Consider the following 17,473-nt stretch of genomic DNA (forward strand, 5'->3'; position numbering starts at 1 on the left):
GTGCTGCATGAGCCGGAACTGGAGTTCCGCGCCGGAAACCGCCACATCGACCCCCGCTACGGCATCAGCGTGTTCGGCCCCGCCGACGCCGACTCCCCTACCGGACCACACCGGATCCCCATCGCTCTGGTCGGCCCCGCCCATGCGGTCGACGGCATCCGAAACTGGCTCCAGCGCTGCCAGAACCACATCGAGGCCAAGGACACCAAACCCGGGCAGGAGAACCTTCACCAGCCGTTCCCCGGCTTCGGCACCGACTCCCCGTTCGGCGCCGAACTCGTCTTCGACGACGCCCTCGTCCGCGAGATCCCCGAACGCCAACTGCGCCGCCTGGCCCGCGCCGACACAGCCTCCGCCACCACGGACGCAGTCGATCTCTACGCCGACGCCGCCCGGTCCCTGGCCGAGACCGGACGCTGCCGCGTCGTAATCTGCGCCCGCCCGGAAGAACTCCAGGACCGCGAAGAACCACCACCGTCGGAGGAGACCACAGCCGACCGTCAAGAGGACCAGGACGAGCGAGAGACCGGAGGCGACTTCCACGACCTGCTCAAAGCCACCGCGCTCACGCTGCCGACACCCCTGCAGCTGATGCGCAAGGAGACCTGGACCGGGATCCCGGCCAGGACCAACGGGCAAACACTCCGCCCCCTGCAGGACGAGGCCACCAGGGCCTGGAACCTGCACACCGCCCTGTACTACAAGGCCGGCGGAACCCCCTGGCGCATGCAGCGCCACAGCTCCGACCTGGCCACCTGCTACATCGGGGTCAGCTTCTACCGCAGTGCGAACGGAAAGGAGCTGCACACCGCCGTCGCCCAGGTGTTCAACGAACGCGGCGACGGCGTCGTCGTCCGCGGCGGCACCGCGCAGATCTCCAAGACCGACCGCCAGCCCCACCTGACGCTCCCCGACGCCCGGCAACTGCTGCTGGACGCCCTGGCCGAGTACCGCACGACCCACGGACACCAGCCCGCACGCATCGTCGTGCACAAGACCTCGAACTTCACCACCGGGGAGGTCGACGGCTTCCACGAAGCCGCCGACCTGCGCGACATCGATCATGCCGACCTGCTGTGGATCCAGCGGCGCGGCGCCCCGCACCTCTACCGCACCGGGCAACTCCCACCGCTGCGCGGCACCAGCGTCCAACTGGACGCCCGCTCCATGCTCCTGTACACCCGCGGCTCCGTGCCGTACTTCCGGACCTACCCCGGCCTGTACGTCCCCCAGCCGCTGCTGATCCGGCCCGCGACACACGGCACCGATCTACTGACCGCCAGCACGGACATCCTCGCCCTGACCAAGATGAACTGGAACAACGCCCAGCTCGACGAACGCGACCCCCTAACCCTGCGCACCGCCTACCGAGTCGGTTCCATCCTCAAACACGTCCCGACCCAGGCACGAATCGCCACCCGCTACGCCTACTACATGTAGAGCTCAGGACGCCCTCGATAGTTTCCCGGAAACCGCACAGGCACGGCGCCTCAGGGCCGCCAGCCCGGAAGCGTGGGGACGCAGCCCGAGGCACGTTCGTCGTGCCCTGCAGCGCCTGACACTCGTACTGCAACCACACGAGCACTTCCGGGCAACCCGACAGCTGTCACGGGAACCGCCTGCCCCGCAGTGGTCGGTGAGCCCGGACGCCTGCAACGGACCGGCAGCGCCGTCCCGTGCCCGCCGCCTTCACCCACGTGAAGACACTTGGGCGGGATCAACGACCGACATTGACCTGCCAGGATCGAACTGGACGTAATTTTTCGCATCACTGACCACTTTGAGCCAAGTGAGGATCTCCGTCCCTTCCGTATCAGATACTGCTCTGACTCTCGGTAGTCGCAGGCATATGTCGCCCCGGGAGCTGGGTTGGGGACGATGTCGGGAGTGAGATGCAGCTGACCCACGCCGAAGTAATCAACTTTCGCGCCCTGGAGAGAGTGGACGTCCGGGTTGATCCCAAGGCCACCCTCATCGTCGGGCGCAACAACAGCGGCAAGACGTCTTTCGTCAACCTCTTCGAGAAGTTCTTCGGTGAGGAAGACACGAGGTTCGTCCTGGAGGACTTCTCCACCTGCCGTATCGCCGACATCGAGCAAGCGCGGCAGATTTTCGGCGAGGCACAGACGCACGCTACCCGGGGCGACACCGAGACGAGCGAGGATCTGCTGGCCAAGGCCTACGACCTCGTCCCCACTATCCGACTGGTCCTCACCATCCAGTACACGGAGGACGACGACCTCGCGCCGCTCACGGGTGTGATCCTCGACCTGGACGACACCTGCTTCGAGGTCAAGATCGAAGCGGCGCTGGAGGTGGCCCGCCCGCACGACTTCCTCAAGGACTTCTGGGCGGCCAGCCAACGGGAGCAGTTTGACCGCATCAAGTGGCTGCGCAAGAACTTCTCTGACTACTTCGCCCCGGCCTATCGCGCGCTCAGCCCGCTGGACGAGAACGTCCGCAAGGAGATCAAGCGCGGCGCCGCCGAATCCATCCTGTCGGTCAAGTTCGTCTACGCGCAGACCAAGATGGATGACACACCGAGCGACAAGGCCCGCACGTTGTCGAAGACGTTCGAGGCCTACTACAAGGTCAACAGTGGGCAGGAGGACCGTCACCAGAGCATCGAGCAGATCGAGACCGCTCTGGCGTCCGCCTCACAGCAGCTCGACGACAACTACGCCACGCTGTTCGACCCGATCTTCGAGGACCTGCACACCTTCGGGGTGGGCACGATCACCCCGGTCCAGAAGCCCCGCATCGTCTCTCTCATCGAGGCCTCAGGGATCCTCCGCGGCAGTACCCGCATCCAGTACCCGTCCGGGGACGACGACTTCCATCTTCCCGAAGGCCACAATGGGCTGGGCTACAGCAAGCTGATCTTTACGATCTTGCAGGTCATCAGCTTTCACCAGACCTACGAGCGCACCACACCCAAGCCAGCGCTGCAGGTGCTGTTCATCGAGGAGCCCGAAGCCCATCTGCATCCCCAGATGCAGGAGACGTTCATCAAGAACATCCAGGACTTCATCGACCGCAAGTCGGGCTGGAAGGTGCAGGTGGTCATCACCACGCACTCCTCCCACATCGTCGCCAGCAGCGGCTTCCACACGGTGCGCTACTTCGACCGTTCCGAGCCGCAGCTCACGGTCAAGGACCTCTCGACCTTCGAGGCCAACGTGAAGGCCACACCGCAGGGTGACGAGACCCTGCGGTTCCTGCGCCAGTACATGGTCTTGCACCGGTGTGACATGTTCTTCGCCGACAAGGTGATCCTGATCGAGGGCACCGCGGAACGGCTGATCCTGCCGGAAATGGTCCGGAGGTGCGCCAAGGATCTTCTGCACCAGTACGTATCGGTCATCGAGGTCGGCGACGCCTACGCCGTCCGCTTCCGGGAACTTCTCGCCTTCCTGAACGTCAAAACCCTCGTCATCACCGACATCGACTCCGTGTGCCCCAAGCACCGCAAGGCCTGCCCACCCGGCCAGGGGCAGACGGTCACCTCGAATACGACGCTAAAGAACTGGCTGCCCGCAAAGTCCAGCATCGCCGAGCTGCTCGCCACCGACCCGGCCGACAAGGAACAGGGTCATGTCCGTGTCGCCTACCAGATCCCGGAGACAGATTCGGGAGCCTGCGCGCGGAGCTTCGAGGACGCCTTCATCATCGCCAACGCAGAGCCCCTCGTACGTGGCTTCCGCCAGCTCGCTCTGAAGGCGGCCTTCGTCAAGGAGGTCGGGGCTGACCCCACTGCCGACGACATCGCAGCCAAGGCCTACGACATCGCACAGCAACTCAGCGACCACAAGACCGACTTCGCCTTCGACGTCATGCTCTTGGAGGACTGGGCCGTGCCCCGCTACATCTCCGAAGGACTGCAGTGGCTCGCCTAGACACCCTCGAAGCCGTCGCCACCGAACTGGAGGCCCAGCACAGCTTCCTCGTCGAAGCAGGGGCCGGCGCCGGCAAGACGACCACCCTGGTACACGCCCTGCAGCACCTCCTGACCCACCACCGCGCAGACCTGGAGGCACACGCCCGGCGGATCGCCTGCATCACCTACACCAACGTCGCCAAGAAAAAGATCGTCGAACGTATCGCCGCAGATCCGCTCGTCGATGTCGACACCATCCACGAATTCCTGTGGAGCGTCATCAAGCAGTACCAGCATGAGCTCTGGCAGCAGATCCTCGACTACAACAAGGAGCTGTCCAAACCCGAAGACCTTGATGATGTCACCGATCCTCCCGCCATCGACTATTCCGACCGCGGGCGCAGGCTGCACGAGGGGCGCATCTCCCACGACGACGTCATCGCGCTGTCGCTCCGTCTGGTCACCGCTCACCCGAAGCTCATACGCATCATCACCAGCAAGTACCCGGTCATCTTTGTCGACGAGTACCAGGACACCTCGCCCAAGACAATCCAGCTGCTGCTGGACCACCTGGCGGGGGCAGGCCGCGAGAAATGCGTGGTCGGTCTCTTCGGCGACTCCATGCAGAAGATCTACGAGTCCGGAGTCGGAGCGGTCAAACGGCCTGGTCTTCTCACCGAGATCACCAAGCACGAGAACTACCGGTGCTCGCCTCCCGTTGTCGAGGTGCTCAACCGGATGCGTCCCGAGCTCACCCAGGACGCCGTCGGCCAGCAGCAGACCGGCGAGGTCCACCTGTTCCTCAACAGCAGCATCCCGGCTGGCCCTGAGCGGCTCACCGCCGCCGAAGCAGTCCTCGCCCGGAGTGGCTGGACACGGGAGAACTGCAAGTACCTGCTGCTCACCCACCGAGGGATAGCCGGCACCCTGGAGTACGCCAACCTCCTGGAGCAGTACCGAAAGCTAGGCCGCTACGGTCCCGACGACCTCATGGCCCGCGACGAGCCATACATCCAGTACCTCACCCGCGTCGAAGCCGTCAGCACCGCCTTCCGCAACAACGACTTCGCCGAGCTGACCGACCTGCTGGACGAGGGACGGACACGGATCACCCGTCACGCACACAAACGCGCCATCAGTGACGCAATCCGAGCACTCGACGCCGTACGCAGCACCGGCACCATCGGCGACGTGCTCGACCTGATGGGCGACGGCCACCTCCTCGCCACGCCAGGAAAGCTCAAAGACCTCGAACGCCGCAGAACCGCAACGGGTCTCGATGAGCGCGACCAGCGACGTGCGGACTTCTCGAACAACCTCCGCAACGTGTCCTACCGGGAAGTCATCAGCGTCACTCACTTCATCGACGAACTCACCCCATTCTCGACCCAGCACGGAGTCAAGGGCGACGAATTCGAGAACGTCGTGGTGGTGGTCGACGACAGCGCCTGGAACAGGTACAGCATCGGCAAGATGCTCGCAGGCACCGACAAACCCGACCGTACCGAGCGCTCACGCAACCTATTCTACGTGTGCTGCTCGCGAGCCCAGCGCGGCCTGGCCGTGGTATTCGTCAACGATCTCCCGGAAGGGGCAGAGTCCACACTTCGCGACTGGTTCGCTTCAGGGACCATCCATCCTTGAGATGAGCCCTAGAGAGACACGTTGTATACCCCATACACCGGGGCGTATAGCAAAGACTCACACATTGCGCTCTTCGAGCCCACTCTCCTTCTCGCGGCGGCATCACACAGTCCGGGACGGGACTGCAAATAGAACGACTCCGTCCCATAATCGGCGGTGACGAAGGGTGACGGTGTGGCATGGTCCAGAAGCTGATTGACGCCCTGCGCGCCCGGGTGGCCGCATACGAGCGGCACGGCGACACCGGTCCGCTGCTGGATCCGGCCGCCCTGGCCGAGACGCAGGCATTGATCGCCGCGATCCAGACGGACTACGGCGATGAGTACGTGTCCGCAATATCGGCGGTGGCGGACCTGCACTGGTGCCGGTCCGGTGTACTGGGATCCCAGGGCTCGGCCGACAGATCCCTCGCGGTAGGACTGTTCGCAGTGCTGGCGGCGATCGCCCCGGACCGGATCCCAGAGACGGCACGAGACCTGGCCGAACGCCAGGACGACGTCACGGACCGGTTTCGGGCCTGGCACGACGCGGAGTCGTCGCTGGTCCAGGCGCACCGCTCACGCAACCCTGCGGATTTGTCGCGAGCAGTCGACGTGCACGCCCAGCTACTCGCCGACCTACCTGAGGACGACAGCCAGTACCCCAGCCTGACCAACAACTACGCCAATGCCCTGCAACTACGATATGAGGTCCTCGGCGAGCTGGCCGACCTGCATGCTGCCGTCGACGCGGTCCGCCGCGCGGTCGAGGCGGTACCCGCGGGAGAGCAGAAGCGGGCGGCGTACTTGGCAACCCTGTGCCTCGTCCTCCGCCTGCGGCACGAGCACACCCGGGCAGACGATGACATCGACGAGTCGATCAACGTCGGTCGGCAGGCCGTCGCCGCGACGCTACCCAATGTCACCGGATACGCCGCCTCGCTATCCAACCTCGGTCTCGCCCTGCGCTCCCGTGCACTGGCACGTCGCACCTCCGGGCGCGAGGACATCGATGAGAGCGTCGCATTGATGCGCGCAGCGCGCGAATGTACGCCGCCACACAGCCCCGCCCACGCCACCCGCCTGTCGAACCTGTCGCTGGCACTTAACGTGCGGTTCCAGCTCACCGGCAGTACATCGGATCTGGACGAAGCCACGGTCGCCGCCGAACAGGCCGTCGCTGCCTGCGCCGAGGACGACCGACGGTACCCGCTGCTGCAGTCCAACCTCGGCGGTGTACTGAACGCCAGATATGACCACTACGGTGACCGTGAGGCCCTGGCCGATGCCGCGGCCGCGTTCGAATCGGCGCTGGCCGCCGCCCCGCAGGAGCATCCGCTTTTCAAGGAACTGCTGTCGAATGTCAGTTCGGCCCGCTGGCGGTTGTTTGACGTCGACGGGGCGGCCGAGGACCTGCAGACGACCATCGACATCGGATCGCAGCTCGTCGATACTGCCGAACCCAACGATCCGCACCGGCACATGTACCTATCCAACCTCGGCCGCGCATATAGGTCCCGCTATGCCCTCTCCGGCGACGTTGCCGACCTCGAACGTGCCCGCACGGCGACCGGCGCGGCCGTGGAGGCACTCGTGCCGCACGACCCGCGCCGCGCGGCGGCGCAATCGAATCTCGCGAATGTCCTGACGGACCGATTCGAACGGCACGGAATACGGGCGGATCTCGACGGTGCGATCGCCGCACTCGATGCGGCCGTGGCCGATACGGGTACCGACAATCCCGAGCGGCCCGGGTATCTATCGAACCTCAGCATGACCGTGCACACCCGATTCGAGGCCTTCGGTGATCGCAACGACCTCGACCTCGCTATCCGCTATGGGCGGCTATCGGTCGCCCGTAATGATCTAGGGGTATCCGACCTGTGCGCGTACCGATCGAATCTGGGGCTGTGCTTGCAGGACCGTTACCAGCTCGTCGGCAACCTCGCCGACCTCAGCGAGGCCATAGCCCTGTTCACACAGGCCGCGGCGCCGGCCGGACTGACCTCGCGGGATCGGGCAAAATACCGGTCGAATCTAGGACTCGGACTGCGCATGCGGTTCGACCGTACTGCAGATGCCGCCGACCTCGACGCCGCGATTGACGCCGCGTCCTCGGCCGCCGACGCGGTCGGCGAGGGCACCTCCGAACGGTGCCGGTACCTATCTAACCTCGGTGCGGCGCTGCACGCCCGGTACGAGCACGCGCCTGCCGTCAGCGACCTCGACCGAGCCATCGCCTCCTTCAATGCGTCGATCGCGCATACCCCTGCGGACCATCCTGGCCGCACGACGTACCTGTCCAACCTCAGCGTCAGCCTGATGGCCAAGTACTTCAGCAGCCTCGACCTGGCCGATGCGAACGGCGCGGTGCGGGCTGCTCGGGATGCACTCGCGGGGAGCCACCCCGGCCACCCCGATCGAGCGGCGATTCTGAGTAACCTCGGCGCCGCGCTGCGGGCGCGGTCACAGGTGCCCGGCCACGACACGGACGCCGACGAGGCGATCCGATGCTGGAGCACGGTCACCGAGATGATTACGGCCGCGGCCACGACGAGGCTCAACGCCGCTCATGCATGGGCGGACCTCGCGGCTGCGGCCGATCTAGCTGCCGCCCTCGATGGGTACACGCGCGCTATCGAACTTCTGCCCGTGCTGGTCTGGCGCGGGCTGGACCGCACTGATCACGAGCACCTGATGGGGCTATACGTCGGTCTCGCCAGCGATGCCTGTGCGTCAGCCCTGCAGGCCGCCCGGGTCGATTTCGCGATCGAACTACTCGAACACGGCCGCGGGGTGATGTGGGGAGAGGTGCTGAACGCTCGAACCGACCTCGCGGCCCTCGCGCGCGTCAACGCGCCGCTGGCCTCACGGCTCGGCGAGGTCCGCACCACTCTCGAGCGTGATACACCAAATGGCACGTCAACACAGCACCGTTGATCCGGCACTCCTGGATCGCGTCCGGTGGGCGTGCCCAGGATGGCCAAGATCTTCGTGGCCCCAGAGCGGTGTGAACCGGCCCATCGCGCGGTATGCCTCGCCCACACAGTTGAAGGCCTTCGCGGCATTACGTGGTGACGCCAACCTGGGCAGTAGGTTCATCGACGCCTCCAGGCTCGCCGGCACGGTGGGATGGTGGCCGCTCCCTTGCCAACGCCAGGGTCACGGTCCGGCCCACTATCGCGACTGCGGGCAGGCCCCGATGCTGCGGCTGATCGCGGTGGCCCGCACGCTGAGGGAGAAGAAGTCGACGTATGGACTTCTGTGCCTGCTCGGCGAGGGACGCGCGATCCTGATTACCTGGAGCCTGAACGGCCATGGCGAACTCGACGCGCTGCGCGCCTTCAGACCCGACTTGACTATGAACTGAGCGGTCCGCAGCAAGCTGGAAGAGCTGTGGTAATTATGACACTTGCCCCTCTATCACAAAGAGGGCGGGAACCCACCGAAAAACATGACCAAGCATGACAGCGCTCGCTTCGGGCAGGATGCGATTGCGTCCTAGAGGGGGAGGCGATGAGCGATGCCGGAACCGGCTTACTGGCGAGGCGGCTCGGTGGACCGAAGGATGAGCCTCGCCCGCGAGTGGGACGAACTGGTCGACCAAGTAAGGGAATTGAATGGTTTCAAGGATTTCCTACGCCCACCGACTCTGGAAACCCTGCGTCCCGCAGCGTCAGGCGGTCCCATCGTCATCGTCAACGTCAGCCGCTGGCGCTGCGACGCACTGATCGTCACCGAGGACGGTGTCGCGCAACGCCCCCTGCCTGACCTGACACTAGACCAAGCAGCGGAGCGGGCCCAGATCTACTTGGAGACGCTGCGCGACGCAGAACTTGCCGCAGCTGCCCACGAGTCGGCGCAGAAGGCCGTGGACGATAATCCTGTTCCCGTCGCCATCCGCGCGCAGCTTCGGGCTGCGGAGGCCCTCATGGAGGCCGAGAGCCGTACGGACCACATGCTGCGCTTGCTCCAGGAGTGGCTGTGGGACGCCATCGCCGCGCCGGTGGTCGGAGAGCTGGAGTTAGAACGGGCACCAGCGCGCGACGAGGCGTGGCCACGTATCTGGTGGTGCCCAACCGGGCCGCTCACCCTTCTGCCTCTGCACGCCGCCGGATACCACGCCACGGGTCGATCCACGGCCGGCAACCAGGTGCCCCGTACGGTGATCGACCGCGCCGTCTCCTCCTATACCCCCACACTCCGGGCCCTTCTGGAGGCCCGCAGAGCCGCCCCGTTGCCCGCCCTCGGCACCCGCCGGGACAACAGCGAGTACGAAGCCGACGCCTTAGGCACGACCTGCACGGCGAGGGTCGAGGGCGACCGGGTAGGGGAAGAGACCGACCGCCTCCTCATCGTCGCCGTAGAGGACGCCCCGGGGCAGCCCGTACTGCACAACGTCGCCCGGGAACGAGAGCTGCTCACGAGGCTCTTCCCACCCGAGCGGCGTACCCTGCTTCAGGGACGTGACGCCAACCGCGAGAACGTGGACAAGGAACTGGCACGGCACCGCTGGGTCCACTTCAGCTGCCACGGCGACCAGAACCTGAACGAGCCGTCACACGGTGGTTTGCTGCTGCACGACGGCGGCATGCTCAGCGTTGCCGACATCGCGGCGCGCCGGTTCCGAGGCGACTTCGCGGGCCTCTCCGCCTGCAAGACCGCCGTCGGTGGCATCAACCTGCTCGACGAGATGATCACCCTGGCAGCGGCGCTGCACTACACCGGCTACCGGCATGTCGTGTCGGCTCTGTGGTCGGTGGACGATGAGACATCCGCGAGCGTTTTCACAGCCGTATACAGCGACATCACAGCTGACGGCCGACTGCGACCGGACGGCGCGGCGGTGGCCCTGCACCATGCCGTCCGCGCGCTGCGGGACGCGGCCCCGGACGAGCCCAGGCTGTGGATCCCGTTCACTCACACCGGACCGTAGCGCCGGGCCACCATCCAGCAGGAAGGATCCACGAGTGGCACAGACCCCCGCCAGGCCGGACCCGGCCGGAAACACCGGGTCGGGAGATTCAGCGCATCCCGATACCCCAAGCGCGGCTCATGACGAACCGCTGCCCTACCAGCTAACAGCCACAGAACTCACCGGAACTACTGGGTTCGAGGCCCTGCCGACCAGGGCTGGCATCATCCTACGAGGCCCGTGTCCGCGCTGCCGGGACGATATGGAGTTCCCCCACGTCGACAAGACCTTCAGGGCCATCCGCTGGAGGCGGGCGGAGCCAGACGGAAACACAAATCCTCCTCGCAATGACCGGACAGTGGTCCCGATGATCTGCACCTGTACGGGCGATCACCCCGGACAGCCCGAGGGCGAGGACGGCTGCGGTGCATACTGGAACATCACGCTGGGATCCGCTGAGCGGTGACCCCGAGCATCGATCCCGGCCCGCGTGCCGAACTGCGGGACTGGGCAACAGCCCGGCTCCGATACCAAACGGTCAAGCACGCGCTGCCCCGAGTGCGTGAAAAAGCCCTCGCCTGGCGCAACGGCGTTGGAGTACTGTTGGCCGGGCTCATCGGGTTCGGGCTCGTCAAGGGGCGTTCCGACATCGGCGAACTCGCCTCACCATACGACGCGTTCGTCGGATGTGTGCTGCTCACCGCGCTGATCGCAGGAACAGTAGCGGCCCTACTGCTGCTGCGTGCCGCGCACGGCCGCCCTCTCGCCGCGGACCTGCGGGATCCGCGGACGGGGCACGGTTCCGGCTCGCCGACCGACGCCGACCACACCGAGACACTTCTAGCGGCTCGTGCTCTGGCCTGGGGACTGACTCTCGCGTTGACGTGCACGGCCCTGCTCGTCACGGCCGTGGGGATGACGTGGTACGGGCCAACCAGGACCAAGCCATCCATTGAAGTCGTCACTCCGGCAGGTCCACGCTGCGGGTCGGTGGTGCGGATCGCAGCGGGCAGGCTGACGCTGAAGACTTCGACGGGAGAGATAACCGTGGATCTGGAACGCGCCGACGGCATGCGGGCCGTGGAATCCTGCGCCCCGTAGGAGTGACGTCCCATGGCTCCTCCTGGGCCGCTGGCCGGACAGCCTCGAAGGCCGAGGAATCTCTGCTGGGTGCTGAGGATGCGGGGTCCCCTATGTGCCGGTCAACCTTCGGGAGGCGCCGGGATCCATTGATCGACGCCTGGCGGCCGCGGACGCGTGCCCGCACCGAACACGCGGACGCCTTGCCGACACTCGAGCCGGCGGCCTTGGCGGAGGCGGATCAGCTGCTGCGGCGAGCCACCGGGTCCGACGGTCGGCTTCCCTACGACGTCATGGATGTGGGGGCTGGCTGCGTTGGTGCCGGGTACCTGGCGCGACAAGGCCATCAAGACGGCGAGGACTTGCAACTGACGGTCCCGGTGTTCGCCTCGCTCGTGGTCCCCGCGCCCAGCACCGCGTACCCGAGAAAGTGCATGAGGCACTGATGACCGGCATCATCGAACCGTCATGTCCGCTGGAATGGGTGCGGCAGGCTGTCGTGGCCGTGCCCCGCGGACTTCAGGCGGAGCCGACTACGCCATTGCCCTGCTCCGCCATGCGATCGAAGTCCTGCCGGAGCATCCGAGTTTCGGCAGGATCGCAACCAACCTCGGCTTCGCGTTGCGCGCGGTTCACGCGTGCTGGCGGCCTGGCTGATCTACACGGTGCGGTGCGGCCCTCGAGTCCCGTTTTCGAGTACCACAAGGGGAGGACACGGATGACGGTTCCGTCACCATGGGAGGACCCGGTCCGGCGGCTCGTGACGGCCTACGGCAAAGAGCAGCCGGAGGGCGAGAAGCTCGGGACCGACGAGGCCCGGTGCTGGGCATGGTCGCTTGTGTGCGACGCCCTCCATGTCACCGAAGAGCAACTGGCGGTGGAGACCGATCTGCTCTACCTCGCATCGTGGTTCTTCTGGTGCCGTTGGGAGATCCTGCCGGAAGGACCGGGTCGCGAAAGCCTGGAGACCTCGATCCGGCTCTTCTCACTCGTCGTCATAGTCGATCCGGACGGCCTGGGATCGGCCAAGCACCTTCCCAAGCGGCTCCGCCGACTTATCAAGAAGAAGATCTTGCCCGAGGCAAACACGGTCCTCATCGACGAGGCGCGAAGTCTGTTGGACGTCCTCGCCGACGGATTCGACCCCGTGGCGATGCGGTTGCTCGTCGTGCTGACGGAAGCCGCGCTCGTACTCACTCCGCAGGACGACCCCGGCAGGGCTGACTACCTGTCCAACCTCGCCGCCGCCTGGCACACCGCCCACCGGTGGTCCAAGGAAACCCAACATCTGGCCAATGCGGTACAGGCCTGCAGGGCAGCGGTGGCAGCGGCCTGGGGCGGAGCGTACGTCGTGCCCCACCTGGTGAATCTGGCGATCGGACTGGAAGCCTTGTACCACATCCGCGGGGACCCGCCGGTGCTGCGTGAGGCACTCTGCCTGTTCGACGGTCTGCGCGCCGACGGCCGACTCGGGAGCATCGACCCACCGCTGCGCGCCAGGACCCTGTCCGCCTACGCAACGGCGACGTTCGCCCTGTACAAGGCGACGAGAGACACCGCGCAGCTGAGCCTCGCCGTCGACCGCTGCCGTGCAGCTGTCACCGCCGAGAAGGGCGCCGAGCAGCAATCGGTCTACATCACCAACCTCGTGGAAATGCTCCGCGAACGCTACGAAGCGCAGGGCGGTCAGACAGACCTGGACGAGGCCGCCGGACTGATGGAGGAGGTGGTGCGGCACACCCCCGAGGGCGATCCCGAGCTGCCGAGGCGCCTAGCTGTGCTCGCGTCCGTACTGTCCGCCGGCGATGCCACCAGTCTCGACCGTCCCGTGGAACTGTGCGAAGCCGCGCTGCGGCGACTGGACCCCGCCGATGCAGCCAGGCCGGCCGTGTTGACGAATCTCAGCAGCCTGCTGGTGACGCGCCACCGGCACGCAAGTCGACCGCGGGACCTGCGTAGGGGGCTCGCGGCGGCACGGCTGGCCCTGATGCTCGCGCCGACCGACGAGGCCGTGCGGCCGGAGGTGCACAGCAATCTCGGCAGCGCCCTCGCCGCCTGGTACGAGCACACCGATCGACCCGAACTGCTGGACACCGGAATCGACCACATCCGGCTGGCGCTGGCCGCTCCCGTCCTCGGCTCGGTACGAAAGGCGACCTTGCTGTCGAACCTTGGGGCCATGCTGTTCACCAGGGCGGTCCGACTGGGCGGGGACGAGCATCTCAAGGAAGCCGTCGTAGTCACACGGTCCGCAGCGGAGTTGACCCGGCCGGGTCATCTGGATCTCTCCCGCCGTTTGGGCAATCTCGCCCTGGCTCTGGAACAGTTCTTCGAGCGCTGGGGCGAGCTATCGGCGTTGGACGAAGCGATCGCGACACACCGGCAGGCGTGTTCGCGGGCTCCCGAGGAAGCGCTGCGCAGCCACCATGTGAGCGCGCTGGCCACAGCGCTGAACGTGCGCTACTGGCTGCGTGGGCGATCGGGTGACCTGCTGGAAGCCGTTGATCTGCACCGGGAGTCGATCGCCGTCCTGCCTGACAGCCACCCCGACCGCTCCCGTCGCATGGGGAACCTCGCCTCGGCGCTGTTGAACCGCTACGGACAGGACGGGAGCGCCTCCGACGTGCGAGAAGCCGTGCAGCAGATGAGAGCTGCGGTGCGCTTGGTTCCGGACGGCCACGCCGACTTGCCATACCGCCTGGACATGCTCGGTGTTGCACTCACGCAGCTTGCCTCCGAGACCGGTGCGCCCCACCACTGCAACGAAGCGAGGGACGCCCTCGTGAAGGCCGTGGGCCTGTCCACGGCCGAAGACCCCGCCCTGGAGGCCCGGCTCAGGCACCTTGGCGCAGCGCTGGAGTTGAGGAGCCACCTGGTGGGGGATCCCACCGATCTGGACTGTGCCGTGGCCGCGTTCCGCCAAGCGGCGGACACCTGCCCACAGGACTCTCCCGACCGGGCGGTCGACCTCCATCACTTCGGCGGGGCGTTGGCCGAGAGAGCCAAGCAGCGGACGGAAGGCGGAAACGCTGAAGCGGCGGCCGACGACCTCCACGGCGCCGCCGACGCCTGGCGCGAGGCCGCGGCAACCGGGCGAGCTGCCGTGATGGTACGGCTTGCCGCGGCCGAGAGCTGGGCCCGCTTGGGGCTGGAGACAGGCGAGCTCGGCTCAGCGGTTGACGCGGCGGCGCTGGCGGTCGACTTGTTGCCCCGGGTCAGCTGGCTCGGCGTGCCACGAGCGGACCGCGAACGTCTGCTCATGGAATGGAACGGCATTGCCGGGAACGCTTGCGCTGCGGCAATCGAGGCTGGACAGGAGGGCCGTGCGGCCGAGTTGCTCGACGCAGGCCGATCGATCCTTTGGCAACAACTGCTGAACCTGCACCACGATGCGGCCGAACTGGCCCGCGCACGGCCCGATCTAGCAACACGGCTGCGTGAGCTCAGCGTGGCCATCAGAGCTCTGGAGGAAGGCGCACAGCTCAACCAACCCGTCGCCCTCCCCGCAGACGGGCTTAACGTGCCACCCGCTGTGGCGGGTGCCGAAGGTACAGCTGCCGGAACGTAACGCTGACACTGTGCTAGACGAGGCTGTCCGAATACGGTCAGTGGTCACAGCTGAGGTTCCCCCGTCATGCGGGAGGTGCTGATCAGCTGGTCAGCAGGGGTTGATGGGTGTTCAGATTCGTTGGTTCGGCCGTCGCCTGCTCGGCGTAGTGCTTCTCCTCGAACTCGATCGGGCTGAGGAAGCCGAGCCGTTCCTGGTTGCGGCGGGAGTTATAGAAGCCGTCGATGTATTCGAAGAGCGCGAGGTTGGCCTCGGCACTCGTGGTGAAGGTGCGGCCGCGGATGTGGGTGCGCGGCTCGCGGCCGCGCTGGAGTGAGGACGCGGGAACGTGACCGTTCCGGCCGCACGTTCGATCGACTCGACCACCCACACCGGCCAAATGCGGCGGCAACCGCCCCAAACCCCCTGAACCGCGCCCAGTAGATGCCCACGTCAGGCACATGACGCCACAAGATCCCCGACAGAGCCGAATTACTGACTGCTAACACGCCCATCGCGCACGAAGCTCACGGCGAGCCGGCAAGTCAGGGCCGCAGCGGCGCGTCGACGATTTGATCGAACGTCAAGCCGCTGGAACCCTCGCCTCGTCCGGTCTGCTTGCGCACCCCGATCCACACCCATGCTCGCCCGTCGCTCCATCGGGTCCGTTGGAAGCTCTGCGTCACTCGGACACCGGCCCGTGGCACCTCTTCCTCGTGAAGCCTGTAGCCGACCTGCGGGACGTCTTCCAGCCCTTCGCGCAGGAGGGAGGTGCGCGGTCGGACCGGTTCTGGCGTGGGGTTGGTGTCGCCCTCCGTGAACCGAAGCATCGCCGCCCGCTGGAGCTGCACCTCGCGGTTGCCTCCTTCGATGTGGACAGGGACCATCGGGATCCAGTTTTCGGGGACCGAGCTCATCACCTTGTAGCGGATCTTGGCGCCTTCCGCGAACGGCGATGGCTGCGGCGGAGCGCCGAGGACGCGCTCCAGTTCCCGCTCGTAGAAGTCACGTGTCTCGTAAGCGGCCTTGCGGCCGTTCCTCGGCTCGCCCGACGGCATCGGCACGGTGTGCTCGATACCCCAGACCATGTTCGCCATCTCGTCTCGCGCGAGGTGGACCTCTTCGAGCGGGGTGCCCTCGAGCACCTGTTGCGCCGCCGGCGGGAGGAACAGGCTGAGATCGGCGGGCTCGTGCCCCTTCCCCTTGATGGACGCCAGGAACATCGCCCATCGCTGCCAGTTGTCGTCGCCCCCCGCGCCTGCCGCCGTGATCCACGTCCGCTCGTTGAACACGTTCGTCACGGCGATGCCGCGCACGGTGGCCGTGCCGGCTGTCGGCACCGTGAACGGCACGAGGAACCAGTCGTTGGCGTAGACCAGTCCGAATTCGATGAGGAGCAGCTTGGCCAGGTCGGTTGTGTCTGGCTTGATGTCGCCGAAGTTGGTGCGGCTGTCCTCGAACCGCCACCAGCGGGTGTTGGGCATGCCGTTGAACGTCGCTTGCGTCGGCAGCATCGTCAGTGTGGTCCGCGTGGGAGGCTCGGCCGCCGGATCCGGTTCACCGAGGGTCCTGCGGTGCGGGTCGACGTCGAAGTTGTACCAGTCGAGGTGCCCGTGGAAGTACTGCTCGGCCACGAGCACCTTTTCGCCGCCGGCCTCTGGCGCCGACGTCGCGAACTGGTACTCCAGGCGATCGCTCTCCCATGCGCCCGCGCCCTTGGGCTGGTACAGGAGCCGCTCGAACCAGGCCACGAAGCGCGTCGCGATCGGATCGATCAGCGCATCCATTCCGGCAAGCGAGGCGATGCCGTCGGAGGCGTGGTTCGCCGGCCCGGCCACCAGGTGGAAGTAGAGGAGGGCGCCATCCATCCGGCGGCCCGCTGCGGCCGCGAAGTTCGACCATGCCTCGGGATGGGCGCAGGTGGGTGAGTCCAGTGGTTCGGTGGGGTCGGGTTCGTGCACGGGATACTTCGTGAGGAACTCCTGCTCCGCCGCGGCGGGAGCGACCCCGCGGATCATCTTCAACCATTGCCGACCCATGAGCAGGCGGATGTCGAGGGCCATGCCGTGGGGTTCGGCATCCGGGCGAGTGCGCTGGGAAAATCGCAGCGGCATCCGCTCCACGTGCGCCTCCAACGGGATCGAGTCGGTGAAGGGTTCCACCGGCCCGTTCACCGCCTGGTACTTCTGCAGCTTCGTCGTCTCCAGCCGGACCTTCACCGAGATCGGCGAGCCGGCGTCGTCACCCCGGAACTCCCCCATCTGCCACTGGCGCGTCAGGAACCACAACGGGTCGCGTACCTCCGCGCGCAGTGCGCGATCGAACGCCTCCGTGCGCGGCCGTCCCTCCAGCCGGTTCCAGATCGTGATCCCCGGCTTCGACTTGTTGAGGATGACGGCGGCCAGGTTGTCGGTGTGAAAGGAGATGGGCAC

10 protein-coding genes are annotated in these 17,473 nt (G+C 66.4%); 8 read left to right on the forward strand and 2 right to left on the reverse strand.

Features of this window, described 5'->3' with window-relative positions:
• The 8 genes from ABZ453_RS07855 (at position 1) to ABZ453_RS07890 (ending at position 15,062) form a co-directional block, all read left to right on the forward strand.
• On the forward strand, positions 1-1,440 hold the full coding sequence (locus ABZ453_RS07855) for a hypothetical protein (protein ID WP_359012660.1): 1,440 nt from the start codon (positions 1-3) through the stop codon (positions 1,438-1,440).
• Positions 1,441-1,892: 452 nt separating this feature from the next.
• The gene (locus ABZ453_RS07860) at positions 1,893-3,896 is read left to right on the forward strand and encodes an AAA family ATPase (RefSeq protein ID WP_359012662.1); all 2,004 of its coding nucleotides are present in this window, start codon (positions 1,893-1,895) and stop codon (positions 3,894-3,896) included.
• Positions 3,884-5,521 carry an ATP-dependent helicase gene (locus tag ABZ453_RS07865; protein WP_359012664.1) on the forward strand — a complete coding sequence of 546 codons (1,638 nt, stop codon included), beginning with the start codon at positions 3,884-3,886 and terminating at the stop codon, positions 5,519-5,521. Before ABZ453_RS07860 ends, ABZ453_RS07865 begins: the two co-directional genes overlap by 13 nt.
• 179 nt (positions 5,522-5,700) lie before the next feature.
• Positions 5,701-8,439 carry a hypothetical protein gene (locus ABZ453_RS07870; RefSeq protein ID WP_359012666.1) on the forward strand — a complete coding sequence of 913 codons (2,739 nt, stop codon included), beginning with the start codon at positions 5,701-5,703 and terminating at the stop codon, positions 8,437-8,439.
• 70 nt (positions 8,440-8,509) lie between these two features.
• Positions 8,510-8,869 (forward strand): hypothetical protein, encoded by a 360-nt coding sequence (locus tag ABZ453_RS07875; RefSeq protein ID WP_359012668.1) that lies wholly within the window; start codon positions 8,510-8,512, stop codon positions 8,867-8,869.
• Positions 8,870-9,067: 198 nt separating this feature from the next.
• Entirely contained in the window at positions 9,068-10,435 is a 1,368-nt protein-coding gene (locus tag ABZ453_RS07880) for a CHAT domain-containing protein (RefSeq protein ID WP_359012670.1), read from the forward strand.
• 582 nt (positions 10,436-11,017) lie between these two features.
• The gene (locus tag ABZ453_RS07885; RefSeq protein WP_359012672.1) at positions 11,018-11,515 is read left to right on the forward strand and encodes a hypothetical protein; all 498 of its coding nucleotides are present in this window, start codon (positions 11,018-11,020) and stop codon (positions 11,513-11,515) included.
• Between the two features lie 697 nt (positions 11,516-12,212).
• Entirely contained in the window at positions 12,213-15,062 is a 2,850-nt protein-coding gene (locus ABZ453_RS07890; protein WP_359012674.1) for a hypothetical protein, read from the forward strand.
• Between the two features lie 82 nt (positions 15,063-15,144).
• On the opposite strand, the gene ABZ453_RS07895 is transcribed toward ABZ453_RS07890, so the two are convergent.
• Positions 15,145-15,432, reverse strand: a complete 288-nt coding sequence (locus ABZ453_RS07895) for an IS3 family transposase (protein WP_359012676.1) — start codon at positions 15,430-15,432, stop codon at positions 15,145-15,147.
• Positions 15,433-15,586: 154 nt separating this feature from the next.
• Entirely contained in the window at positions 15,587-17,473 is a 1,887-nt protein-coding gene (locus tag ABZ453_RS07900) for a hypothetical protein (RefSeq protein ID WP_359012678.1), read from the reverse strand.

The sequence above is a fragment of the Streptomyces sp. NPDC005799 genome (genome assembly GCF_040630525.1).
Taxonomy (GTDB): Bacteria; Actinomycetota; Actinomycetes; order Streptomycetales; family Streptomycetaceae; genus Streptomyces; species Streptomyces griseorubiginosus_B.

What these genes read in the sequence shown, in the direction of transcription:
- ABZ453_RS07870 (WP_359012666.1), top strand. Translation starts at nt 5,701, where the DNA reads ATGGTCCAGAAGCTGATTGACGCCCTGCGCGCCCGGGTGGCCGCATAC.
- ABZ453_RS07880 (WP_359012670.1), top strand. Translation starts at nt 9,068, where the DNA reads ATGAGCCTCGCCCGCGAGTGGGACGAACTGGTCGACCAAGTAAGGGAA.
- ABZ453_RS07860 (WP_359012662.1), top strand. Translation starts at nt 1,893, where the DNA reads ATGCAGCTGACCCACGCCGAAGTAATCAACTTTCGCGCCCTGGAGAGA.
- ABZ453_RS07890 (WP_359012674.1), top strand. Translation starts at nt 12,213, where the DNA reads ATGACGGTTCCGTCACCATGGGAGGACCCGGTCCGGCGGCTCGTGACG.